Origin of the sequence: Mycobacterium sp. 134, assembly GCF_048282715.1 — a bacterium.
GTDB lineage: Bacteria > Actinomycetota > Actinomycetes > Mycobacteriales > Mycobacteriaceae > Mycobacterium > Mycobacterium septicum.
Window position 1 is genome coordinate 3,961,295 of the sequence record NZ_JBLVUN010000008.1, and the last position, 23,189, is coordinate 3,984,483.

Below are 23,189 nucleotides of genomic sequence, written 5' to 3' on the forward strand. Positions count from 1 at the left end.
GACATGCAGCCACAGCCCCGCAGGCTGTTCGTATGGGTGTTTTGCGAAAATTCGCGCGCCAGGCACGACCAGCGCAATCAGGCAGGCGTCGGAACCGTGCACATGTCAGGCGACGGCCATCGACACGACCTGTGGAATGACCACCTTGGTCGACACGTCGATGCGGGCGACATTGGCGTGCGCCGGCACCGCGGCCGCAGCGCTGGCGTGTTCACGCTCGGCCATGTTCTCCCCGGCATCGGTGAGTACCCGCGACAGCGGGACGTCCAGGGCGTCGCAGATGGCGCTGAGCAGTTCGCTGGAAGCCTCCTTGCGGCCCCGCTCCACCTCCGAGAGGTATCCGAGGCTCACCCGCGCCGCGTCGGACACTTCGCGCAACGTGCGCCCCTGCTCGGTGCGGGCGTTACGCAGCACGTCGCCGATCACCTCACGCAGCAATGTCGTCATCGCGCTCTCCTTCGCCTCGCCTGTCACAGGTTCGCTAAAAAGACCAACGCCGCGGATGACCGCAAGGTTCCCGAGGGAAACCGTCGACCAGATTTCGGTTACTGGTTCTCGACCAGGAAGCGCAATCGGGCGATCGCCTCGTCGACGGCGGCGCGGCGGATGTCCCAGCGTGAGCCGGACAGCGACAACTCGATGACGTCGGTGTCGACCGGCCCGGCCAGACCGATGAACACGGTGCCCACCGGGTGCCCACCGTGCGGTTCCGGCCCGGCCACACCGGTCAGGCCAACACCCCAGGTAGCTGCGCAACGCTGCCGGGCGCCGACCGCGAGCGCCCGTGCGGTGGGAGCCGCGACCGGGCCGACCGCGTCGAGCACCTGCGGAGCCACTCCGGCCAGCCAGATCTTGGTGTCTTCGTTGTAGGTGACCAGGCCGCCCTGTAGGACGGCGCTGGCCCCGGACACCCCGGCCAGCGTCGCCGCGAGCAGGCCGCCGGTGAGCGACTCGGCGGTGGCCACGCTCTGTGAGCGCACCGTCAGGTCGGCGACCAGGGCCCTGGCGTCGTCAGTGAGCAGCGGATCGTCCACGCGAATCCCTGATCGCAGATATGACGTAGTCGGCACCGGTGAGCACGGTCAGGACCACGGCGGCCCACATGATCACCCAGGCGACATTGAGCCAGATGGGCGGCCACGCATGCAGCGGCAGCACGAACAGCCCGATGGCCACGGCCTGCACCAGTGTCTTGAGCTTGCCGCCACGGCTGGCCGGGATCACACCGTGGCGCAGCACCGCGAACCGCAACACCGTGATCCCGATCTCACGCACCAGCACCACCACGGTGATCCACCACGGCAGATCGCCGAGCATCGACAGGCCGATCAGAGCGGCTCCGATCAGCGCCTTGTCGGCGATCGGATCGGCCAGAGTGCCGAACTCGGTGATCATCCCGTAGCTGCGGGCCAAGGCCCCGTCGAAGTGGTCGGTGATCACCGCGACCGCGAACACCGTGAAAGCGGCGATCCGCCAGCCGGTTTCATGGCCGTCGCCGGCGAACAGGAAGACAAGGAAGACCGGAACAAGCACCATCCGCACACCCGTGAGCACGTTGGCGAGGTTGGCCACGCGCGCACGCGGGACCACCGGATCGGTAGAAGGTTGGCCCGGCACCGCAACAGAATATCGGTTGCCGTAACCGATACTCTTGCGCCTGTGAACCCAGGCAGTGTCGAGTCGCGCAAACACCCTGTGGTGCGGCGCGCCCGCACGTCCGATGTCCCGGCGATCAAGAGCCTGGTCGACGTCTATGCGGGCAAGATCCTGCTGGAGAAAAACCTGGTGACGCTGTACGAGGCAGTCCAGGAATTCTGGGTGGTCGAACTCGACGGCGAACTGGTCGGTTGTGGCGCGCTCCACGTGCTGTGGGCCGATCTCGGTGAGGTACGCACGGTGGCCGTGCATCCGAAGGTCCGCGGGACCGGCGTCGGTCATGTGTTGGTCGAGCAATTGCTCGATGTCGCCAGGGATCTGCACCTACGGCGGATCTTCGTGCTGACCTTCGAGATCGACTTCTTCGGCAAGCACGGTTTCGAGGAGATCGAGGGCACCCCGGTGACCGCCGAGGTCTACGAGGAGATGTGCCGCTCGTACGACACCGGTGTGGCGGAGTTCCTCGACCTGTCCTACGTCAAGCCCAACACCTTGGGCAACACCCGGATGTTGTTGACGCTCTGAGTGATTTGTGGAGTCACACCCGTGCCGGTCACGGGTGGGACTCCACCAATCGCGGGTTCAGAACTCGTCGGGACCATCGGGGGCGTCGGCACCGTTGGCGTCCGAGCCGCCCTGGATCAGCATCAGCGTGCCGGCCAGCTCATCGGGCTTGACGAGTACCTCGCGGGCCTTGGAGCCCTCGGACGGCCCGACGATGCCCCGGGTCTCCATCAGGTCCATCAGGCGGCCGGCCTTGGCGAAACCGACTCGCAGCTTGCGCTGCAGCATCGAGGTCGACCCGAACTGGCTCGACACGACCAGTTCCACGGCCTGCAGGAAGACGTCCATGTCGTCGCCGATGTCGCTGTCGATGTCGCGCTTCTCGACGGTCTTGACCGTGACGCCGTCGATGAACTCGGGCTGGGCCTGCTCCTTGGTGTAGGCGACGACGGCTTGGATTTCCTCGTCGCTGACGAAGGCACCCTGCACGCGGATGGGCTTGGGCGCCTCGGACGGCTGGAACAGCCCGTCACCCTTACCGGTGAGTTTTTCGGCGCCGATCTGGTCGAGGATGACGCGCGAGTTGGTGGCGTTGGTGACGCCGAACGCCATGCGGGACGGCACGTTGGCCTTGATCAGGCCGGTGACCACCGACACCACCGGCTGCTGGGTGGCCAGCACCAGGTGGATACCCGCGGCGCGGGCCTTCTGGGTGATCCGGACGATCGCGTCTTCGACGTCGCGCGGGGCCTGCATCATCAGGTCCGCCAGCTCGTCGACGACGCACAGGATGTACGGGTAGGTCTTGTACACCCGCTCGCTGCCCAGCGGCGCGGTAATCTCGCCCGAGCGCACCTTCTTGTTGAAGTCGTCGATGTGCCGGACACCGCTGGCGCTCATATCCTGGTAGCGCTGCTCCATCTCCTCGACCAGCCAGGCCAGCGCGGCGGCGGCCTTCTTCGGGTCGATGATCACGGGCGTGATCAGGTGCGGAATGCCTTGGTAGGGCGGGAACTCCACCATCTTCGGGTCGACCAGGATCATCCGGACCTCGTCCGGCGTGGCCCGCTGCAGCAGCGACACAAGCATCGAGTTGATGAAGCTCGACTTACCCGAACCGGTGGAGCCGGCCACCAGCAGGTGCGGCATCTTGGCCAGGTTGTAGCTGATGAAGTGGCCTTCGACGTCCTTGCCGATGCCGAACACCATCGGATGGTGGTCCTTGCGGGTGGTCGGTGCGCTCAGCACGTCCTTGAGCCGGACCATCTCGCGGTCGCTGTTCGGCACCTCGACACCGACGGCGGACTTGCCCGGGATCGGTGCCAGCAGGCGGATGTGCTCGTTGGCCACCGCGTAGGCCAGGTTGCGCTGCAACTGGGTGAATCGCTCGACGCGGACGCCGGGCCCAAGCTCAATCTCGTACCGGGTGACGGTCGGGCCGCGCTGGAAACCGGTGACCGTGGCGTCGACCTTGAACTGCTCCATCACCTCGGTGATGGCGTGCACGATGCGGTCGTTGTCCCGGCCGACCCGTTTCGGTGGGTCACCGTCGGCCAGCAAGTCCAGCGGCGGCAGGGTGTAATCACCCTCGATCACCCGGTCGATCACCAGGGTGTCGTCGGTCTCCTTGGCCGGCTTCGACCCGGATTTGGCTTCGCCCTTCTTGCGGCGCGGCTTGACCGCGGGTTCGGGGACGGTCGGTGCGTCGGCGTCGTCGGCGGACAGCGGGTAGTTCTCCATCGGGGTGCCGGTCGGCGCCTTGGGAGCCTCGATCGCGGCTGTCGGCCAGGTCTGGGCCTTCGTGTCACCGCGTGACGTGTCGTCGTCGTAATAGCCGTCGGACAGGTCGTCGTAGTCGTCGTCGACATCGGACCCGTCGTACTCGCCGTCGTAGTCGTACTCGTCGTCATATTCATCGTCGTGGAATGCCCGCGTACTGAACATGTGCTGCAGGGTCGAGGGCACCTCGCGGATCGTCGTGCCGGTGACCAGCAACAGACCGAACAGCACGCCCATGAACAGCAGCGGCGCGGCGATCCACTCGGTCAGGCCGTCCGACAGGGGTCCGCCGATGGCGAAGCCGACGAATCCGGCGGAATGCTGCCGGGCGATCGGATCCTGCGGCGAGCCCGACCACAGGTGCCACAGGCCGAGCATCGGCAACGCGATCATGGCGGATCCCAGGATCAGCCGGGGGCGCGCTTCCGGATCGGGTTCGGTGCGCATCAATACGACGGCGACGGCCCCCAGGACGACGGGCACCAGGACCACCGGGCCTCCGATGAGGGTGCGGACCGCGGTGTCGATCCACTGCCCCACCGGGCCGGCAGCATGGAACCAGGAACTGGCGGCCACGACGACGGCGATGCCCAGGAGGGCGAGTGCCAGTCCGTCACGACGATGGCCGGGTTCGATGTCGCGGGCCCGGCCCACCGAGCGGGCGGTCGAGCCGGCCCCCTTGGCGAGCATCAGCCAGCCGGCGCGGGCCCCCTGGCCGAGCTTCTGGCCGGCAGCGGAGACGGGCGAGGCCTGAGGCCGGCGCGCGGGCTTGCGCCGTGGCGCGGCCGGGCGTCCCTTGCGGGCCGGCGCCTGGCGCCGCGAACCGCCCCGCGAGCTGGCATTCGACCTGCTCGAACGCGCTCCGGATCGGCCGGCGGTCTTGTTAGCCATGTCCGCAAGCCTAGTCGCATTTGCCCCATATTCACCATCTGCCACACGGGTCACAAAGCGGTATCAAATGACACTTAGCCATACGAACCAAATTCAGCGGCTTATCGCCTAGGGTGGACGCTCGTCCAGTTTCGGCACTCATCGAGGAGTTCTGCACCTATGCCTGTTGTCGTCGTCGCCACCATGAAGGCCAAGCCCGAATCCGTCGATGCCGTGCGAGAGGCCTGCACCAACGCGGTCGCAGCCGTCCACGAGGAGCCAGGCTGCCAGCTGTATTCGCTGCATGAGGCCGACGGCACCTTCGTCTTCGTCGAGCAGTGGGCCGACGCCGACGCGCTCAAGGCCCACAGCACCGCCCCGGCGATCGGCACCCTGTTCGGCTCGATCGGCGAACTGCTCGACGGCGCCCCCGATATCAAAATGTTGCAGCCCGTTGTCGCGGGTGACCCCGCCAAGGGACAGCTGCGGGCCGGCTGATGAGCGCTTGCGCGAAGAAAATATCCTGATGGCGGCCGAAGCTCCCCTGGCCGGGAAGGTCGCCTTCATCACCGGCGCCGCTCGCGGCCAGGGTCGGGCCGAGGCCCTGCGACTGGCCACCGACGGGGCCGACATCATCGCGATCGATCTGTGCGACCAGATCGAGTCGGTGCCCTATCCCCTGGCCACTCCCGATGATCTGGCCGCGACGGTCAAGCTGGTCGAGGAGACCGGGGCGCGCATCGTCGCCACGCAGGCCGACGTCCGCGACGAGGAAGCCCTGCGCGCGGCGCTGCAGGCCGGGGTGGACCAGCTCGGCCGGCTCGACATCGTCGTCGCCAATGCCGGGATCGCCCCGATGCAGTCGGGCCCCGACGGCTGGCGCGATGTCATCGACGTCAACCTTTCCGGCGTGCACCACACCGTCGAGGCGGCGATCCCGATCATGGTCGCCCAGGGCGACGGCGGATCGATCGTGCTGATCAGCTCGGCGGCCGGCCTGATGGGCGTCGGCGGCGGCGACCGCGGCTCACTCGGCTACACCGCCGCCAAGCACGGAGTGGTCGGCCTGATGCGGGCCTACGCCAACTTCCTTGCCCCGCACAGCATTCGGGTCAACTCGATCCACCCCACCGGAGTGGACACCCCGATGATCAACAACGAGTTCACCCGGGATTGGCTGCGCCACATCTCCGAGGAACTCAAGGCGCCAACCGATTTCTCCAACGCGCTGCCGGTGCAGGTGGTGCAGGCCGAGGACATCGCCAACGCGGTGGCCTGGCTGGTGTCGGACCAGGCGCGTTACGTCACCGGCGTGACACTTCCCGTGGACGCCGGCATCGTCAACAAGCGATGAGCGACCCCGTCGCCGCGACCGCGGTCGGCCCGATGGTGCTGGCCGCCGTCGAGCAGTACGAGCCGGTGCGGCGACGGCTCGTCGACGACGATCTGGCGGGCACGTTCCTGCCGCCCGCGCTGCGCGCATTCACCCGGACCACCCGATGGTCCGTTGCCCGCGGACTTCTGATCCGGGCCACGGAGCGCTCGGGTCCCGGGCTGTGGGCGAACCTGACCTGCCGCAAGCACTACATCGGCGACAAGCTCACGCAGGCGTTGGCGGATATCGACGCCGTGGTGATTCTCGGCGCCGGCCTGGACACCAAGGGCTACCGGCTGGCCCGGCACAGCGCCATCCCGGTGTTCGAGGTTGATCTGCCGGTCAACATCGAGCGCAAACGCTCGGTGGTGCGCCGCGCGCTGGGAGCCGTGCCGGACTCGGTGCACCTGGTGCCGGTGGATTTCGAACGCGACGACCTGGCCGCCGAACTCGCCAGGCACGGCCACCTCGGCACACACCGCACCTTCTTCGTATGGGAGGGCGTGACGCAGTATCTGAGCGCCGACGGCGTGGGGTCGACGTTCGAGTTCCTCCGCTCGGCGGCGCCGGGGAGCCGGCTGGCGTTCACGTACGTCCGCAGCGATTTCATCGACGGCACCAACCGGTACGGGGCCGAATCGTTGTATCGGCGGTTCCGGGTTCGCAGCAGGCTGTGGCAATTCGGGCTCGACCCGGAGCGCGTGGCGGCCTTCGTCGAGCCCTACGGCTGGCAGTTGACCGAGCAGGCCGGGCCCGATTACCTCATCGAGCACTACATCTCACCGTCGGGCCGGGATCTGACCGCCTCGCAGGTGGAATGGACGGCCTTCGCCGAAAAGCGTTAGCAGGCAACCAGGGCGTCGAGCTCGGCGGCATCGACGCCGGCCAGTCGCCGGTGCATGGCCTTGGCGATGCGCCCCGCCTGGAGCTTGGCCCGCTCGGCGTGCGGACCCTCGAAGAGTTCGTCGACGGTGTCGGTCCACAACACCAGCCAACGCACGAAATGCTCGGCCGACAACGGATGACGGGCGTGCAGTTCACGGTGCACGATCAGCGCGCTCCGCTGGTAGAGCCCGGCACGGAACAGCACGGTCTCCCAGAAGTCACACATGACGGGCAGATGGGATCGCAGGCCTTTTGCGCGCAATTCGGCGAACGGCTCGGCGAGCATCGGATCGGAAAGCGCCTTGCCGTAGAACCGCCACAGCAGCAGCTCGACATCGTCGCGGCCGGTCAGGTCTTCAGCCATCGGACAGATCCCTTTCCGGGTCGGTAGCGCCTCGCTCTAGTTTCTACAACTTCTATTTGTGTAAACTCTATCCATGATCGCCGCGATCGGGAAGCGCCGAGTCGACGTGCTCAGCACGTTGAAGACCTCGGCCACGCCGATGACCATCGCGCAGATCGCGACAGAACTCGCAGTTCACGCCAACACCGTGCGGTTCCACCTGGAACACCTCGAGGCCGGAGGACAGGTGGAACGTGTGCAACCTCACCACCGCAGCCCCGGGCGCCCCCCGCAGCTGTACCGGGCGGTGCGCCGGATGGATCCGACCGGCCCGACCCACTACCGGATGCTGGCCGAGATCCTCGCCAACGGACTGGCCGCCGACGTCAACCCGGCCGCCAGGGCCCGGGAGATGGGCCGAGCCTGGGGACGCACGATCCCGCGCCCGGCTACCGACTCCCCCGTTGACGCCCTCGTGCAGACACTCGGCGACATCGGGTTCGCGCCGGAGCCACCCGAGGATGGCCAGCTCCGATTGCGCCACTGCCCATTTCTCGAACTCGCCCAGACCCGTGCCGCGGTCGTGTGCCCGATCCACCTCGGGTTGATGCAGGGGGCGTTGGAAAGCTGGCAGGCGCCCGTCGCGGTCGAGCGGCTCGACGCATTCGTCGAACCGGATCTGTGCGTGGCCCGGTTGGGCCCGAAAGGAGATTCATGATGAATGCCGGTCTGGCTGTCGCGGTCGCCGTGACGTTCTGCTGGCTGGGCATGGTGCTGGCGATCTCGTTCATCGAGGCGCCACTGAAGTTCCGGGCGCCGGGTGTGACGCTGCAGATCGGACTCGGCATCGGTCGCATGGTTTTTCGCGCACTCAACACGGTGGAGACCGCGTTCGCCGTGGCCATCATCGTGATCCTCGCCGTGCACCGCCCGTCCGCGGCAGCCATCACGGCCTTCGCGATTGCCGTCGCGGCGCTGGCCGTGCAACTGATCGCCGTGCGGCCCAAGCTGACTCAGCGGTCGAACGCTGTGCTGGCCGTCGCGCCGGGCGAGGAAGCAGCGGGGCGGTCACAGGCGCACTACGTCTACGTCGCGTTCGAGCTCATCAAGGTCGCCGCCCTGCTGACCGGTGGGATCCTGCTACTTGCCGGCTGATTCCAGGCTGGGCGTGTCGACCCGAACCACAAGACCGTTCGCGTACGGGCGGTGCGGGTCCCGCGGATTCTCCTCGGGAAGAATCAGACGCCAACCCTGGTACGGATTCTTGTCCGCGGCCACGAGAAATCCGCCCCTGGCGCCTGGGCCGGCGAGTTCGTCGGCACTGCGAATCCGACTGCCGCCGAACAGGTCTCCGGCTTGGGTACGGGCCGCCGGATCCGAAGCCAACCGTCCGAGCCAGGAGACGATCGCATCGTGCACGTAGGCCGCCTGCGCGTCGGGTAGCCGTGCGTCGATCAGAATCGCGGTCTCGGCATCAGGAAATCCGGCCGGGTACACATCGCACAGGACCCCGCCATGCATCACCCGGGCATAGAAGCGACTCATCAAACTCGGGAGCAACAACTTGGTGGCACCGAACAAGAACGCGAACCACACCGCCACGAGCACGGCATACACAACCATGTTCTGGTGGTCACGGGTCACGATGGCGTAGGCCGCCACGCCCAACAGGTAGACGGCCCCGACAGCCATCGTCGCCACGAAAGCACGGATCGTGTTCGGGTACACCACCGCGTGCTTGACTTCGTCCGCCGAGTTGAGCGGAGGAATCGGACGGCGTCGCTCGAATGGCACCTGTGGTGCGGGACGGCTCACCACCCCAATCTAGTGTCTTGAGTCATTAATTCGAGTGCAGTAGTTCCCGATGCTGGCTAGGATTTGGTCGGCGGTCTTCGTCCAGACGTAGGGGCGCGGATTGTCGTTCCAGGTGTCGATCCATGCTCGGATGTCGGCGTTGAGTTGGCGCACTGAGGTGTGGGTGCCGCGGCGCAGTTTCTTGGTGGTCAGCTCGGCGAACCACCGTTCGACCAGGTTGAGCCATGATGAGCTGGTCGGGGTGAAGTGCAGCACAAAGCGGGGATGGCTTGTCAGCCAACGTTTTACGGCGGGGGTCTTATGGGTGGAGGCGTTGTCGAGCACGACGTGACAATCCAGATCGGCGGGGACTTCGGCGTCGATTTTCTTCAAGAAGGCGAGAAATTCAGTGGAGCGGTGGCGCGCGTGCAGTGAGCCGATCACCGTTCCTGTGGTCAGGTTCAAGGCCGCATACAGGCTCGAGGTGCCGTGGCGGATGTAGTCGTGACTGGCCCGCGCTGGGGTACCGGGCAGCATCGGGAACACGGGCTGGGTGCGGTTCAGAGCCTGGATCTGCGTCTTTTCGTCAACGCAGAGCACCACCGCCCGCTCCGGCGGGTCCAGGTACAGACCGACCACGTCGCGGACCTTTTCCACGAACAGCGGATCCTTGGACAGTTTCCATGAATCCTGTTTGTGTGGAGCTAATCCGAATGCGCGCCAGACCCGCGAGACCATCGACTGACTCAAGCCCAGGTGATCGGCCATCGACCGCGTCGACCAATGCGTGGCATCCGGTGGAGTCGTTTCCAACGTTGCAGTGATCAGATCCTTGATCTGCTCATCACCCACGACACGCGGCCGGCCCGGGCGCGGCTCGTCGAGCAATCCGTCGCAGCGGTCCACGACGAACCGATTACGCCACCGACGCACCGTGGTGATCGACAGATCCAGCCGCCGCGCCAGTTCGGTATTGGACCCACCATCGGCGGCTGCCAACACAATTCGCGACCGCATCGCCAAGCCTGCAGCACTAGTCCGACGCCTGGCCCAACCCTCAAGCTCAGCCCGCTCATCAGCGGTCAACACAATCTTGGCAGCACGCGGAGTCGGCACGACCCAGTCTAACAGCTAGATCGTAATTAATGACTCAGGACACTAGCGGCACCGCCAAGCCGGTCAGCGCACCAATTCGGCTAGATCTCGATGACGGTCGGAACGATCATCGGCTGGCGCCGGTAGGTCTCGCCCACCCATTTGCCGACCGTGCGCCGGACCGCCTGGGCGATCCGCGTCGGGTCCGTGATGTTTTCGGCGGCAAGGCTTTCCAGTTCCCGCTCGACATTGCGTGCCACCGGCTCCAGCGCCTTGGGATCTTCGGAGAACCCGCGGGAGTACAGGTGGGCGGGAGCGGCGGGTTTCCCGGTCTCGCGGTGCACGACCACCGTCACCGCCACGAAACCCGACGAAAGGATCAGGCGTTCGCCGAGGGTGGCGTCGCCGACATCCCCGGTGATCAGACCGTCGACGAACATCTTGCCGACGGTCACCGCACCGGAGATCGAGGCCTTACCGGCAACCAGGTCCACACTCACGCCGTTCTCGGCCAGCACGATGTTCTCCGGCGGCACCCCGGTGCTGGCGGCCAGCGCCGCATTGGCCCGCATGTGTCGCCAGGTGCCGTGTACCGGCATCACATTGCGCGGACGCACCCCGTTGTAGAGGAACAGCAGCTCACCCGCATAGGCGTGGCCTGAAACATGCACGCGCGCTTGGGCATTGGTGACCACCCGGGCGCCGATCTTGGCCAGCGCGTCGATGACTCCGTAGACCGCTTCCTCGTTGCCCGGGATCAGTGACGAGGACAGGATGATCAGATCGCCCGCGGTCAGAGTGATGCTGCGGTGCTCGCCGCGCGACATCCGCGACAGTGCCGCCATCGGCTCACCCTGGGTACCGGTGGTGATCAGGACGACCTTCTCGGCCGGCATCATCTCGGCCGCGCCGATGTCGAGGACGTCGGCGTCGTCGACCTTCAGGTAGCCCAGCTCGCGGGCGATGCCCATGTTGCGCACCATCGAGCGTCCGACGTACGAAACCTTCCGGCCGAGTGCCACCGCGGCATCCGTGATCTGTTGCACGCGGTCGACGTTCGACGCGAAGCAGGCGACGATCACGCGGCCCTCGGCGCCGCGGATCAACCGGTGCAGCGTCGGGCCGACTTCGGTCTCCGACGGGCTGACGCCCGGGTGTTCGGAGTTGGTCGAGTCGCACAGGAACAGGTCGACCCCGGCATCACCGAGCCGCGACATGCCCGGCAGATCGGTCGGGCGGCCGTCGAGCGGCTGCTGGTCGAGCTTGATGTCACCGGTGTGCAGCACCGTGCCTGCACCGGTGTGGATGGCGACCGCCAGGCATCCCGGGATCGAGTGGTTGACCGCGAAGTACTCACACTCGAAGACCCCGTGCTGGCTGCTCTGCCGCTCGGCGACCTCGATGAACTCGGGTTTGATGCGGTGCTCGCGGCACTTCTCGCGGATCAGTGCGATGGTGAACTTCGAGCCCACCACCGGGATGTCGGGACGGAGCTTGAGCAGGAACGGAATCGCGCCGATGTGGTCCTCGTGGGCGTGGGTGACGACGAGCGCTTCGACATCGTCGAGCCGGTCCTCGACGTGACGCAGGTCCGGCAGGATCAGGTCGACCCCGGGTTCGTCGTGTCCCGGGAAGAGCACACCGCAATCCACGATGAGCAATTTGCCCAGATGCTCGAAGACCGTCATGTTGCGGCCGATTTCGCTGATTCCACCCAGCGCGGTAACTCGCAGACCGCCGGGGGCCAGGGGCTTGGGGGGCGCGAGTTCGGTGCTCACTAGCGCAACACCGCTGCCGCACGCATGTCGGCGGCCAGCGCCTCGATCTCAGCAGGGCTGGCAGGGATCTGCGGCAGCCGTGGCAGACCGGCATCGAATCCCTGCAACCGCAGGCCCTCCTTGGACATGGTCACCCCGCCGAGGTGGGCCTGGGCACGGGCCAGCGGGGCCAGCGACACGTTGATCTTGCGGGCCGTGGCGATATCGCCGGAATTGAACGCGGTCAACATATCTCGCAACTGACCTGCGGCCAGATGTCCCCAGACGCTGACGAATCCGACGGCACCCATGGCCAACCAGGGCAGGTTCAGCGTGTCGTCGCCCGAGTAGTACGCCAGCCCGGTCTCGGCGAGGATCTGGCCGCCACCGTGCAGGTCACCCTTGGCGTCCTTGACGCCCACGATGTTCGGATGCCCCGCCAGGACGCGGATGGTCTCCCAGGCGATCGGAATGGAAGACCGCGGCGGAATGTCGTAGAGCAGGTTCGGCAGGGCGGTGGCGTCGGCGACGGCGGAGAAGTGCGCGATCAGACCGGCCTGCGGGGGCCGCGAGTAGTACGGCGTCACCACGAGCAGGCCGTGTGCACCCTCGGCGGCGCTGGCCTTGGCCAGATGCACGCTGTGGGCGGTGTCGTAGCTGCCCGCGCCGGCGATGATGCGGGCCCGGTCCCCCACCGCCTCCAGCACCGCGCGCAACAGCGCGAGCTTCTCGGTATCGGTGGTGGTCGGCGATTCGCCGGTGGTACCCGAAAGCACCAGGCCATCGCAGCCGGCGTCGACCAGGTGATTGGCCAGCCGGGCTGCGGCATCGAGGTCAACCGAGCCGTCGGGCTTGAACGGCGTCACCATTGCGGTCAACACCGTGCCCAACTGCGCCGTTACATCGATTCCGCTCGTACTCACGCGCCAAGATTACCCGGTGGTCTCAAGCCTCCGTCGCCAGCGGGGAGGTTGCCACCTCACTACCATCTGCCAGCGTCGAAATCTCGAAATCGGAGAACACCGCCGGAGCTGCTTCTACGAGCTCACGCAGACAGGCGATCGCCAGCCTGCGAATCTCCACATCCGCGTGTTCGCTGGCCCGCATCGCGATGAAATGGCGCCAGGCGCGGTAGTTGCCCGTGACCACGATGCGGGTCTCGGTGGCGTTGGGCAGCACGGCCCGGGCGGCCTGTCTGGCCTGCTTGCGGCGCAAGACAGCGTTGGGCTGGTCGGCGAACTTGGCTTCGAGGCGAGCCAGCAGTTCGGCGTAGGTGGCGCGGCTGGCGTCGACGGCGGCGGCGAAGATCTCCACCAGCTCCGGGTCGTCCTCGAACCCGGGCGGCACCACCACCTCGGCGTCGTTCTCGGGTACATAGCGCTGCGAGAGCTGGGAGTAGGAGAAATGCCGGTGCCGGATCAGCTCGTGGGTGGCCGACCGGGAGATCCCGCTGATGTAGAAGGACACCGAAGCGTGTTCCAGCACCGAGAAATGCCCGACGTCGATGATGTGACGGATGTAGCTCGCGTTGGTCGCCGTCCTCGGATTGGGCTTCGACCAACTCTGGTAACAGGCCCGGCCGGCGAACTCGGTGAGCGCGGGCCCGCCATCGGCATCAGTGCTCCACGGCACGTCAGGCGGCGCCTGGAATTCCGTCTTGGCGATCAGCTGCACGCGCAGCGGCGCGATCTCGGCCACTCGCCCACCCTACTGTCGCGCGTTCGACGGGCTGAACCACCTGACTCAAACTCGGCCCACATTCGATGAGGTGAGCAGGATGGATCACGTGAAACCCGCCGAATACGACATAGTCCGGCTCCGACGGCCGCTGCCCGACCACGATCTCGCGGCCGGGGCACAAGGGACGGTCGTCATGGACCACACCAAGTACGCCGGGCCTGATCTCCCGCCGGCATATGAAGTGGAGTTCACTGATGGCGAGGGCAGGACCCAAGCGGTCGTCACCGTGCCCGAGGACTACCTGGAAGTCGTCCAACGACCGCAGCCTTGACAGACCGCCGGACGGTGGATCACCTCAATTCACCACCCTGGGCTGGGATTACGCCGCATACAATCGCGTGATGTCCCGCGCCGTCCCGTTCGCACGGGCACACCAAGACGGTTCACAGTGCTGATCGGCGTGGCCGCCGCGCTGCTCGCGTGCATCGGTTACGGCACAGCCTCGGTTCTGCAGTCGTATGCCGCACGGCATTCCGTCGGGGCAGCAGAGACCGCGCAGGCCGGCCCCACCCTGCGGTCGACCATCGCCGCCATGCTCGCGCCGATCTTCATCGTGGGAATGGCGCTCGACCTCGTCGGTTTCGCGGGCAGCCTGGTATCGGCCCGGTTGATCCCACTGTTCCTGTCGCAGACGATCATCAGCGCCAACCTCGTGGTCACCGCGGTGTTGAGCATCTTCGTGCTCCACGTCCGGCTACACCGGCGCGACTGGACCGCGATCGCCATAGTTCTTGTCGCGCTGTGCATCCTGGGGGCCACCGCGGGGCGCCTCGGCGACCGCGACCCCGGCGCGATCATGCATTGGGGTGTGCTCGTGGTCTCGGCGGTCATCCTGGGCCTGGGCGCCACGCTGGTCCGGCTGCTCGGGCGGAATGCCGCCGTGCCCGCGGGCCTGATCGCCGGGGTGCTCTACGGGGCGATGGCGGTTGCGGTGCGCGTTGTGGATGGTCTCGAGCCCCTCGACGTGGGTGTGTTGATCGCCGACCCGGCGTTGTGGGCCATCCTGGTCGCCGGTCTCGGCGGGTTCTATCTGTTCACCGTCGCACTGCAGGTCGGGTCGGTGAACGGGGTCGCGGCGGCATTGGTGGTCGGCGAAACCGTGGTCCCCGGCATCGTCGGGGTGGTTCTGCTCGGCGACGTTTCACGGCCGGGATACGGCTGGCTGGTGACCATCGCCTTCATCGCCGCCGTGACCGGCGCCGTGGCGCTCGCCTTCTCCAGTGCAGCCGAGTACGACCGCGCCCAGAGTTCCTGACGCAGTCGTTATCCGCACGTGTCGGATGTCGATGCTACGCGGAATTGTCGGCACGAAACGGCGAAACCCTCTGGCCCTGTATGCACTTGGCGCAGTGGTCACTCCGGAGAAATGGTCGCTGATCGAGGGGCAGCGACCATTTCGTCCCCGTTGTCCCCCGATCGGCGGATCCCGGGTTGGCCCTGACGCAGGGCCGATCAGCGGACAGACGCCGAACGCCGGTTGCACCACACTGGGAGGGCCGACAGGCCGGCACCCCCTGTGAACAACCCGCCGAAACCACTGCGGCACAACCTATCTCCACGATACCGATCGACAGCGAACACGAGAGGAGCGACCGTGCACTACGAGATGCTGGATCTGGTCCGAGAACGCGCCAATGAGAAAGACTGGGACCTGATCTTCGACAGCGGACCCAACGCGGAGTACCGCACCATGGTGTGGGAGCACCCTCTGCTCAGCGCGACAGGGGTGGCGACCGAACTGGAGATCGGGTTCAGCCCCGATGGCCGCATCATCTTCTCCGAGCGGCGCCTCGGCGGGGTCGCCCACAAGCGCATCAAGCCCACCAATGCCTTCGCCTCGACCGATCTCTACCTCGCAGCACTGCAGATGATCTGATCCGCACCTTGCGGCGGGTTACGCCGAAATCGACCCTTGACTCAATTACGTGACAGGTCGTAACTTAATGGTGTGTCCTCCCTCACAGGTCCCGGACGACCGCGCGATCCACAAACCCAGCGCGACATCATGGGCGCCACCCGCCGCCTGCTCGCAGGTGACGGCTATGACCAGCTGTCGATCGAGGCCATCGCGCGCGAGGCGGGCGTCAGCCGGCCCACCATCTACCGGCGTTGGCCGTCGAAGGCCCACCTGGTCTTCGACGCCGCATTCGGCCAGCCGCCCGGCGGCGAACTCATTTCAGTCTCAGGTGATTTCGAGACCGACCTGCGCGCCTTCGCCCGCGCGGTCCTCACCTTCTGGCGCGACCCGGTCGTCGAGGCCGCCGCGCTCGGCATCCTCACCGAACGCCGCCGCGACCCCGAACTTCACATCCGGACCCAGCAACTGCTCGACGCGCGGACCAAGGACGCCTTTCGGTCTCTGGTCTCCTCCGGAGTGGAACAGGGCCGGGTCCACCCCGATGTCGACGTCGACATGGTCTATCAGGCAGTACTCGGTACCGCGTTCTACACCGCCCACATGGAACCGGATGTCGACGTCGATACCACCGCAGATCGACTGTGCTCCTTGCTGATCGAAGGAGCCGGACGTACCCACCCCCGAAGGAAGGACCAAGCATGACCGACAAGGCCGAGCTGTCAGAGGCGTTCAACGCGCTGCTCGACGAGCTTCGCGGTATCGAGCAGAAACTGCTGACCGCAGAACCCGCGCTGAGCGAACCCGACCTGCTCGACGGGTACCGCCTGACGTTCAGCCTGCTGCGGGTGAGCGTCGACGCCTATGTCTGGGGTGACCGCGACAAACCGATCCTGGTCGACGTCATCAGCCCGTACCTCAAGTGGGGCGGCGACAATTCGGATGCCTTCTATCAGCTCGCACCACTGAACCCGGCCCGCACCTATCGCGTCACCGGCAACCGCGGCGATGCGGTGTACCTGTCGATGACGGTCTACGGCGGGCCTGGTGAAGGCCGCTACAGCGACCGCATCGTCGGCACCATCAACAATCGCGACCTCGAATTCGATGAGGACGGCAATTTCGAGTTCATCATGAGCCCCGATTCCCATCCGGGCGCCTGGCTCAAACTGGACGCCGACACCGAATTCGCTTTGACCCGTGATTATCTCAACGATCCCACCACTGACCGCCGACCGACGTGGCGGATCGAGACGCTCGACCCGCCCGCCCGGCGTTCGGACAGCGCCGCCGAGCTGGCCCGGCGCTTCCGTTACGCCAAGGCCTGGCTGCACGAGCAGGTGTCCTTCCTGCCCACCAGGGTTGAGCCCGCCAATCAGCTGCACCCACCGTTCCCGGTCCCTCAGAACGCCTACGGGTGGTCGGCCGCCGACGCGGCGTACGCCATGGGCGCCTACGACCTGGAACCCGATCAGGCGCTGATCATCGAGGGCACCTCACCGGAGTGCGTGTTCTGGAACCTCTGCCTGTGGAATCCGTTCCTGCACACCTTCGACTACACCCACGATCGCGTCACGATCAACGGCGCCCACGTGACCTACGAACCGGACGGGTCGTGGCGGATCGTCATCAGCGACAAGGATCCTGGCCACCCGAACTGGGTCTCGACAGCCGGCCGACCCAAGGGCTTGATCTGGCTGCGCTGGTTCCTGCCCGACGAGACTCCCGCGCACCCGCAGTGCCGGGTGGTCGACGTGGCAGAGGTAGCGGCCCTGTGACCACCAGCATGCAACGTCCGGCGCCGATCCGGTTCGATGACCTGGCAGAGCCGGTGTATCCCCCGGCCGCCCAACCGATCCGGGAAGGGCTGGCCGCCTACGGCGCGAATCTGGAGCTGGACCCTGCAGCGCTGCTGACAGCCGCAACCGAGCGCACCGGGCTGGACGACTTCGGCGACCCGGCGTTCCGGGAACGTCTCGACGTGCTGTGTACCGCATTGCGCGACGAGGCGGGCCTGTCCGATACGGGACTCGCGATCGCGTTCGAGCAGTTGGTGGGCAACCTGGTCAACCGGTTGCGCCTGGAGGCACTGATCGCTGATCATCCCGAGATCGAGGACATCGCGATCGAACGACCGATGATCATCTGCGGTCTCCCCCGTACCGGCACCACCCATCTGCACAACCTTCTCGCCGCCGATCCCGCCCTGCGCTATCTGCCCTATTGGGAGAGCCTGGAACCGCTACCCGGCCCGGGTGAGGACACCCCCGAACCGCGCCGGGATCGCTGTGCGGCCGGCCTGGAGCTGGTGAATACCACGCTGCCGGAATTTCGCCGGATGCACGACATGACCGTCGAGCACGCCCACGAGGAGATCCAGCTCCTGGCCAACGACATCTCCGGCATGCTTTTCGAAACCACCTATTACGTACCGAGTTTCACCGCTCACTACAAGGCACACGACCAGGCGCCGTCCTATGCCTACGTCAAGCGCAGCCTGCAGGCGATGCAATGGCTGCGCGGCGGGAGCCGCTGGGTACTCAAATCACCCCAGCATCTCGAACAGTTCCCGACGCTGGTCGCCACCTTCCCGGATGCGACTTTCGTTGTCACCCATCGCGATCCGGTCGACGTCACGCTGTCGATGATGACCATGATCTGCTATGCGACACGCATGGCCGTGACACGACCCGACGTGACGAAGCTGACCGGTCACTGGCTGAACCGCATCGACGATCTGCTAGCCGGCTGCATCCGCGACCGCGATGTGCTGCCCGCCGGGCAATCCATCGACGTCCGATTCGACGATTTCATGGCCGACGAACGGCGCACGCTGTCCGACATCTACCGACTCGCCGACCAGCCGTTCGGCGACGATGTACGGGCGGCGATGACCGACTTCCTCACCGAACACCCGCGCGGACGCTACGGCGGGGTCATCTACGACGCGGCGAACCTGAACCTCGATCCGGCCGCCCTTGCCGAGCGATTCCGCGACTACCGCGAACGGTTCCTCGGCTAGGACAACCCTGGCCGACCATCAGTCGGCCAGGCCTCCGGCGCGCCGCATCGCGGCGGTGATGTGTTCGAAGTCGATCGCCAGGTGTGCGCGCGCCAGCGCTTCTGCGTCGTCCCCGCGACGCCCGGCGATCGCATCGATCAGCAGTTCGTGCTCCCGCAAGGCCCGTAGCTCCATCTGGCGCATCGTCGCCGATTCACCCCACAGGTGGGCCGGTGCGGCGATGCTCACGGAGGCTTCCAACTCGAGCAGCATCTGTTTGAGCACGGTATTGCCGGCCGCGTCCATGATCGCCAGGTGCAACGCGCTGTCCGCCTGCTGGGCGGCCAGACCGCTCTCCGCGCAACGGTAGGCCTCAAGCCGTTCCCGCAGCATGGACAGATCGTGATCGGTGCGCGACTCCGCGGCCGCACGGCACACCGCACCGTGGATGCGGCAGATGGCGTCGCAGCGGTCCCGCAGTTCGTCGAGCCGCATGGTCAGGGTGCGCCCGACGGCGGGGGTCGATGATTCCGGCCATTGCTGCAGCACATAGGTGCCGCCGCCGCGGCCGCTGCGCCGAGTCTCCACCAAGCCCAGCTCGACCAGCCTGGACAGGGCCGCTCGTACCGTCATCCGCCCGACCCGCAGGGACGCGGCGAGTTCACGCTCGGCAGGCAGGCGGGACCCGGGCAGGTATTCGCCGATCGCCAATGCGGTGACGAGACGGTCGGTGATCTCGTCCACCCGCGAGGAGGATTCGAGTTCGCGCTCGAGCAACCCGGGCGGGGTGCCCACGGGCTCTGTCGTCTGCGGCTCGGGATTCCCCATGGGCACACAATATCGGCGGCTGAAATTAAATTCTGATTAATGGTCTTGTTGCGAGACCATTATTGGTCCATGCTGTCCGCCATGCCTTGTTCCACCCGCACGGTGGCCTTCCGCGGCCACGAGACCTGGGTCCAGATCACCACCCCGGAATCCGCGCACCCCGGCGCCCTCCCCCTGTTCGTCCTGCACGGTGGCCCCGGCATGGCCCACAACTATGTCGCCAACATCGCCGCCCTGGCCGACGAGACCGGCCGCACCGTCATCCACTACGACCAGTTGGGTTGCGGTAACAGCACACACCTGCCCGAGGCCCCTGCCGGTTTCTGGACCCCCCAGCTCTTCGTCGACGAGTTCCACACCGTCCGCGAGGCCCTCGGGATCGACCGCTACCACGTGCTCGGACAATCATGGGGCGGCATGCTCGGCGCCGAGATCGCCGTCCGTGTCCCGGAGGGACTGGCTTCGCTGTCAATCTGCAACTCGCCTGCCTCGATGCAGTTGTGGGTCGAGGGCGCGGCCGAACTTCGCGCCCAGCTGCCTGCCGATGCCCGGGCCGCGCTGGAACGACACGAGGCCGACGGCACGGTCACCGATCCCGCATACCTGGCCGCCACGGAGGAGTTCTACCGCCGCCACGTCTGCCGGGTCGAGCCGATGCCCAAGGACTTCGCCGACACCGTGGCCCAGATGGAGGCCGAGCCGACGGTGTACTACACGATGAACGGCCCCAATGAGTTTCACGTCATCGGGACTCTGCGTGACTGGACCATCATCGACCGGCTGGCGTCGGTCACCGCCCCGGCACTCGTCATCGCCGGCGAGTTCGACGAGGCCACCCCGGCGACCTGGCAGCCTTATGCCGAGCTCATTCCCGACGCCCGCAGTCACGTGTTCCCCGACACCAGCCACTGCACTCATCTGGAGAAACCCGAGGAGTTCCGCTCGGTGATCGCCGAGTTCCTGCATCAGCACGATCTGGCCGCTGCCGCCCGGGTCTGACGTACATCCCTCTCGACTCCGACCCCTCGACTCCGACAGGAACGCCATGGCAACCGAAGCGGCCGCCGCCCGTCTCACCACCGGTGAAGGGCAACGCGATCTCGAATCATTCGGCTACAAGCAGGAACTCAGCCGCTCCGTCTCCACGGCCGACCTCATCGTCTACGGCCTGGTGTTCATGGTGCCCATCGCACCGTGGACCATCTTCGGGACGGTCTACAACAGCGCGTCGGGCATGGTGCCGCTGGTCTACCTGATCGGGCTGATCGCGATGGTGTTCACCGCACTGGCCTACTCCCAGATGGCGAAGTCGTTCCCGTTGGCGGGATCGGTGTACGCCTATGTGGGCCGCGGGATCCACCCCGGCCTGGGCTTCTTCGCCGGCTGGGCCATCCTGCTCGATTACCTGTTGATCCCCACCCTGCTCTACGTCTTCGCCGCCGAATCGATGGTCGGACTGTTCCCGGACACTCCGCGCTGGGTGTGGGCGATCGTCTTCGTGGTGGTCAACACGATCATCAACCTGCTCGGCGTGGGTTCGCTGAAGCTCGTCAACCGCGTATTCCTCGCCGTGGAACTGGTTTTCGTCGTGCTGTTCGTGATCATCGCGGTCCGCGCCATCAATGGACAGTCGCTACCCGACGTCGGGTGGAGCGCACTGCCGATCTGGAACTCCGAAGTGGTCACCGCACCGTTGATCGCGACCGCGCTGTCGATCGCGGTGCTGAGCTTCCTTGGCTTCGACGGCATCTCGACACTGGCCGAGGAATCGACCGGCAAGAAGAACCCGGCCGGCCGGGCGATGATCGTCGCCCTGTTCGTGGTGGCATTCCTGTTCATCACCCAGACCTGGCTGGCCAGCCTGCTGGCCGGAGGCCGCGAATCGTTCAGCGACGACGAGGTCGGCAACGCGTTCTTCCTGCTGGTGCAGGCCGCGTCCAGCACCGGCTGGATGAACGCGTTCTTCGTGGTCAACGTGCTGGCCGTCGGTTTCGCCAACGCGATGGCCGCCCAGGCCGCCACCAGCCGGTTGTTGTTCTCGATGAGCCGCGACCGCCAGCTGCCCGCATTCCTGTCCACGATCAGCTCCCGCAAGGTGCCGATCGCCGCCATCCTGGTGGTCAGCGCCCTGAGCCTGGTGCTGGTGCTGTTCTTCGTCGGTCAGATCGGATTGATCTCGTCGCTGGTGAATTTCGGTGCACTGTTCGGCTTCTGCCTGCTGCACGCCTCGGTCATCTGGTACTACCTGGTGCGCCAGAAGTCGAAGAACTACCTGCTGCACCTCGTGGTGCCGACCATCGGTTTCCTGATCATCGGCTACGTGTTGATCAACGCCGACGCGCTGGCCAAGATCGGCGGCATCGTCTGGCTCGTGATCGGCGCGATCATCTTCGTCACCAACATGATCCGAGGACGCGGGGTCCCCGAGCTAGCTGAGGAACCGGCGACGTAACGGCTCGGCGAGGTCGCCACGGCCCCCCACCTCGACCCCGCCCACCCCCAGCCACGACGCCATCGTCCTCAGCTCGACGGCCAGGGCCTCCGCCACCCGCGCGGGGTCCTGGCCGTCCTCCATGAACGCGCCCGGCACGTGCAGCGCCGCGTCGGTGCGTTTCAGGTCCACTCGCGCCACCAGTTCACCGTCCAGCAGGAACGGCCATACGTAGTAACCGAATTGGCGTTTGGGCGCGGGCGTGTAGATCTCGATCCGGTAGTGGAAACCGAACAGCCGCTCCATCCGCGGGCGGAAGAAGATCAACGGGTCGAACGGGCACAGCAGCGCTGTCCCGCGGTCACGGCGCGGCACGGCCTGGCCCGCGCGCAGATACGCCGGGGCACCATCGATATCGACGGGCTCCAGCTCGCCGTCGGCCACCAGTTTGGCGATGGCCGGCTTGACCTGTCTGGCCGCCAGCCGGAAGTAGTCACGGATGTCGGCCTCGGTGCCGACGCCCAGCGCGGTGGCGGCCCGCAGCGCGAGCTCGCGAACCGCCTCCTCGTCGCCGACCTTCCGGGCCAGTACCTCCGGTGGCAGCACCCGTTCGGTGAGGTCGTAGTGCCGGGCGAACCCCACGCGCGTCGCCGTCGTCAAGACCCCCGACGACCACAGTGCCTCGGCCACCCACTTGGTCTCGCTGCGGTCCCACCACGGTCCTTTGCGGCCGCGCGGCTCCGATTCCAGGTGGGCCTCGATCTGTCCGGCGGTCGAAGGGCCGAGTTCGGCGACGGCAGCGACGATGTTCTCGGCCAGCTTGGGGTTCTTCCGGACGATCTCGGTGCCCCACCGGCCGTGGGTGTACTCGCGCATGCGCCACCGCAGCAGCGGCCAATCCTCGACTGCCATCAGTGCGGCCTCGTGTGCCCAGTACTCCACCAGCAGCCGGGGTGAACGCGCGCTGTGCGACCACGCGGCCCGGTCCAATGTGTCGCGGTCGTACGGTCCCAGCCGGCTGAACACGGGGGCGTAGTGCGCCCGCACCGCCACCGACACCGAATCCAGCTGCAGCACCTGAATCCGGGAGATCAGCTTGCGCAGATGCGCACGGGTGACCGGGCCGCGGGGTTTGGATTCGTGAAAACCCTGCGCGGCGATGGCGATGCGGCGGGCCTGCGCCGTAGTCAGTGTGGCCACCCTGCCATCGTTCCCTAGGGGACCGACAAGTAGCGGAGCGGATTGGAGCGACGGGACCGACAAGTAGCGGAGCGGA

At 66.5% G+C, this 23,189-nt stretch carries 26 protein-coding genes; 14 read left to right on the forward strand and 12 right to left on the reverse strand.

Features of this window, described 5'->3' with window-relative positions:
* Positions 1 to 105 precede the first annotated feature (105 nt).
* From clgR to pgsA, 3 genes are all read right to left on the reverse strand, one after another.
* Positions 106 to 447, reverse strand: coding sequence for a transcriptional regulator ClgR (gene clgR / locus ACNQVK_RS23640; protein WP_409552292.1), 342 nt, complete (start codon positions 445 to 447; stop codon positions 106 to 108).
* 98 nt (positions 448 to 545) lie between these two features.
* Positions 546 to 1,034, reverse strand: coding sequence for a CinA family protein (locus ACNQVK_RS23645; RefSeq protein WP_044517776.1), 489 nt, complete (start codon positions 1,032 to 1,034; stop codon positions 546 to 548).
* Complete coding sequence (pgsA, locus tag ACNQVK_RS23650; RefSeq protein ID WP_110917948.1) at positions 1,012 to 1,617, reverse strand: CDP-diacylglycerol--glycerol-3-phosphate 3-phosphatidyltransferase; 606 nt, start codon at positions 1,615 to 1,617, stop codon at positions 1,012 to 1,014. Before pgsA ends, ACNQVK_RS23645 begins: the two co-directional genes overlap by 23 nt.
* Before the next feature lie 42 nt (positions 1,618 to 1,659).
* Between pgsA and ACNQVK_RS23655 the strand changes: the two genes are divergently transcribed.
* Entirely contained in the window at positions 1,660 to 2,181 is a 522-nt protein-coding gene (locus ACNQVK_RS23655) for an amino-acid N-acetyltransferase (RefSeq protein WP_418031461.1), read from the forward strand.
* A 57-nt stretch (positions 2,182 to 2,238) separates the two neighbouring features.
* Here ACNQVK_RS23655 and ACNQVK_RS23660 read toward each other — a convergent pair whose 3' ends face one another.
* A complete protein-coding gene (locus ACNQVK_RS23660; RefSeq protein WP_418031462.1) occupies positions 2,239 to 4,830 on the reverse strand; it encodes a DNA translocase FtsK in 2,592 nt (863 codons plus the stop codon).
* A gap of 159 nt (positions 4,831 to 4,989) precedes the next feature.
* Here ACNQVK_RS23660 and ACNQVK_RS23665 point away from each other — a divergent pair, with 159 nt between their 5' ends.
* The 3 genes from ACNQVK_RS23665 to ACNQVK_RS23675 are packed head-to-tail and all read left to right on the forward strand — an operon-like array spanning position 4,990 to position 7,029.
* Entirely contained in the window at positions 4,990 to 5,307 is a 318-nt protein-coding gene (locus ACNQVK_RS23665) for a putative quinol monooxygenase (protein WP_205263432.1), read from the forward strand.
* Between the two features lie 28 nt (positions 5,308 to 5,335).
* Positions 5,336 to 6,163, forward strand: a complete 828-nt coding sequence (locus ACNQVK_RS23670; RefSeq protein WP_418031463.1) for a mycofactocin-coupled SDR family oxidoreductase — start codon at positions 5,336 to 5,338, stop codon at positions 6,161 to 6,163.
* Positions 6,160 to 7,029, forward strand: a complete 870-nt coding sequence (locus ACNQVK_RS23675) for an SAM-dependent methyltransferase (protein ID WP_418031464.1) — start codon at positions 6,160 to 6,162, stop codon at positions 7,027 to 7,029. The genes ACNQVK_RS23670 and ACNQVK_RS23675 overlap by 4 nt, the downstream gene beginning before the upstream one ends.
* Here the strand turns inward: ACNQVK_RS23675 and ACNQVK_RS23680 are convergent.
* On the reverse strand, positions 7,026 to 7,433 hold the full coding sequence (locus tag ACNQVK_RS23680; protein WP_418031465.1) for a group III truncated hemoglobin: 408 nt from the start codon (positions 7,431 to 7,433) through the stop codon (positions 7,026 to 7,028). The genes ACNQVK_RS23675 and ACNQVK_RS23680 overlap by 4 nt on opposite strands.
* Positions 7,434 to 7,506: 73 nt before the next feature.
* On the opposite strand from ACNQVK_RS23680, the gene ACNQVK_RS23685 reads away from it, so the two are divergent.
* Both ACNQVK_RS23685 and ACNQVK_RS23690 read left to right on the forward strand, forming a co-directional pair.
* The gene (locus tag ACNQVK_RS23685) at positions 7,507 to 8,130 is read left to right on the forward strand and encodes a helix-turn-helix transcriptional regulator (protein WP_418031466.1); all 624 of its coding nucleotides are present in this window, start codon (positions 7,507 to 7,509) and stop codon (positions 8,128 to 8,130) included.
* Positions 8,130 to 8,567, forward strand: a complete 438-nt coding sequence (locus tag ACNQVK_RS23690; RefSeq protein WP_418031467.1) for a hypothetical protein — start codon at positions 8,130 to 8,132, stop codon at positions 8,565 to 8,567. Before ACNQVK_RS23685 ends, ACNQVK_RS23690 begins: the two co-directional genes overlap by 1 nt.
* Here the strand turns inward: ACNQVK_RS23690 and ACNQVK_RS23695 are convergent.
* The 5 genes from ACNQVK_RS23695 to thyX form a co-directional block, all read right to left on the reverse strand.
* Positions 8,553 to 9,227, reverse strand: a complete 675-nt coding sequence (locus tag ACNQVK_RS23695; RefSeq protein ID WP_418031468.1) for a hypothetical protein — start codon at positions 9,225 to 9,227, stop codon at positions 8,553 to 8,555. The genes ACNQVK_RS23690 and ACNQVK_RS23695 overlap by 15 nt on opposite strands.
* Before the next feature lie 9 nt (positions 9,228 to 9,236).
* Positions 9,237 to 10,322: an IS630 family transposase gene (locus ACNQVK_RS23700; protein WP_025997290.1), complete on the reverse strand. Its 1,086-nt coding sequence runs from the start codon at positions 10,320 to 10,322 to the stop codon at positions 9,237 to 9,239.
* An 80-nt stretch (positions 10,323 to 10,402) separates the two neighbouring features.
* Positions 10,403 to 12,079: a ribonuclease J gene (locus tag ACNQVK_RS23705; protein WP_418031469.1), complete on the reverse strand. Its 1,677-nt coding sequence runs from the start codon at positions 12,077 to 12,079 to the stop codon at positions 10,403 to 10,405.
* Positions 12,079 to 12,981 (reverse strand): 4-hydroxy-tetrahydrodipicolinate synthase, encoded by a 903-nt coding sequence (dapA, locus tag ACNQVK_RS23710; RefSeq protein ID WP_418031470.1) that lies wholly within the window; start codon positions 12,979 to 12,981, stop codon positions 12,079 to 12,081. Before dapA ends, ACNQVK_RS23705 begins: the two co-directional genes overlap by 1 nt.
* A gap of 22 nt (positions 12,982 to 13,003) precedes the next feature.
* The gene (thyX, locus tag ACNQVK_RS23715) at positions 13,004 to 13,756 is read right to left on the reverse strand and encodes an FAD-dependent thymidylate synthase (RefSeq protein WP_273732206.1); all 753 of its coding nucleotides are present in this window, start codon (positions 13,754 to 13,756) and stop codon (positions 13,004 to 13,006) included.
* A 79-nt stretch (positions 13,757 to 13,835) separates the two neighbouring features.
* Between thyX and ACNQVK_RS23720 the strand changes: the two genes are divergently transcribed.
* From ACNQVK_RS23720 to ACNQVK_RS23745, 6 genes are all read left to right on the forward strand, one after another.
* Positions 13,836 to 14,069, forward strand: a complete 234-nt coding sequence (locus ACNQVK_RS23720; RefSeq protein ID WP_418031471.1) for a DUF4926 domain-containing protein — start codon at positions 13,836 to 13,838, stop codon at positions 14,067 to 14,069.
* A 117-nt stretch (positions 14,070 to 14,186) separates the two neighbouring features.
* Complete coding sequence (locus tag ACNQVK_RS23725; protein WP_418031472.1) at positions 14,187 to 15,053, forward strand: hypothetical protein; 867 nt, start codon at positions 14,187 to 14,189, stop codon at positions 15,051 to 15,053.
* Between the two features lie 339 nt (positions 15,054 to 15,392).
* Positions 15,393 to 15,674, forward strand: coding sequence for a hypothetical protein (locus ACNQVK_RS23730; RefSeq protein ID WP_044517754.1), 282 nt, complete (start codon positions 15,393 to 15,395; stop codon positions 15,672 to 15,674).
* 72 nt (positions 15,675 to 15,746) lie between these two features.
* Positions 15,747 to 16,358, forward strand: coding sequence for a TetR/AcrR family transcriptional regulator (locus ACNQVK_RS23735; protein ID WP_418031474.1), 612 nt, complete (start codon positions 15,747 to 15,749; stop codon positions 16,356 to 16,358).
* Positions 16,355 to 17,431: a DUF1214 domain-containing protein gene (locus ACNQVK_RS23740; protein WP_418031475.1), complete on the forward strand. Its 1,077-nt coding sequence runs from the start codon at positions 16,355 to 16,357 to the stop codon at positions 17,429 to 17,431. The genes ACNQVK_RS23735 and ACNQVK_RS23740 overlap by 4 nt, the downstream gene beginning before the upstream one ends.
* The gene (locus ACNQVK_RS23745; RefSeq protein ID WP_418031476.1) at positions 17,428 to 18,675 is read left to right on the forward strand and encodes a sulfotransferase family protein; all 1,248 of its coding nucleotides are present in this window, start codon (positions 17,428 to 17,430) and stop codon (positions 18,673 to 18,675) included. Before ACNQVK_RS23740 ends, ACNQVK_RS23745 begins: the two co-directional genes overlap by 4 nt.
* An 18-nt stretch (positions 18,676 to 18,693) precedes the next feature.
* On the opposite strand, the gene ACNQVK_RS23750 is transcribed toward ACNQVK_RS23745, so the two are convergent.
* Complete coding sequence (locus ACNQVK_RS23750; RefSeq protein WP_418031477.1) at positions 18,694 to 19,482, reverse strand: FadR/GntR family transcriptional regulator; 789 nt, start codon at positions 19,480 to 19,482, stop codon at positions 18,694 to 18,696.
* A gap of 69 nt (positions 19,483 to 19,551) precedes the next feature.
* On the opposite strand from ACNQVK_RS23750, the gene ACNQVK_RS23755 reads away from it, so the two are divergent.
* Positions 19,552 to 20,481 (forward strand): proline iminopeptidase-family hydrolase, encoded by a 930-nt coding sequence (locus ACNQVK_RS23755; RefSeq protein ID WP_418031478.1) that lies wholly within the window; start codon positions 19,552 to 19,554, stop codon positions 20,479 to 20,481.
* A gap of 46 nt (positions 20,482 to 20,527) precedes the next feature.
* Entirely contained in the window at positions 20,528 to 21,934 is a 1,407-nt protein-coding gene (locus ACNQVK_RS23760; protein WP_418031479.1) for an APC family permease, read from the forward strand.
* On the opposite strand, the gene ACNQVK_RS23765 is transcribed toward ACNQVK_RS23760, so the two are convergent.
* Positions 21,911 to 23,113: a winged helix-turn-helix domain-containing protein gene (locus ACNQVK_RS23765; protein WP_418031480.1), complete on the reverse strand. Its 1,203-nt coding sequence runs from the start codon at positions 23,111 to 23,113 to the stop codon at positions 21,911 to 21,913. The genes ACNQVK_RS23760 and ACNQVK_RS23765 overlap by 24 nt on opposite strands.
* Positions 23,114 to 23,189 lie beyond the last annotated feature (76 nt).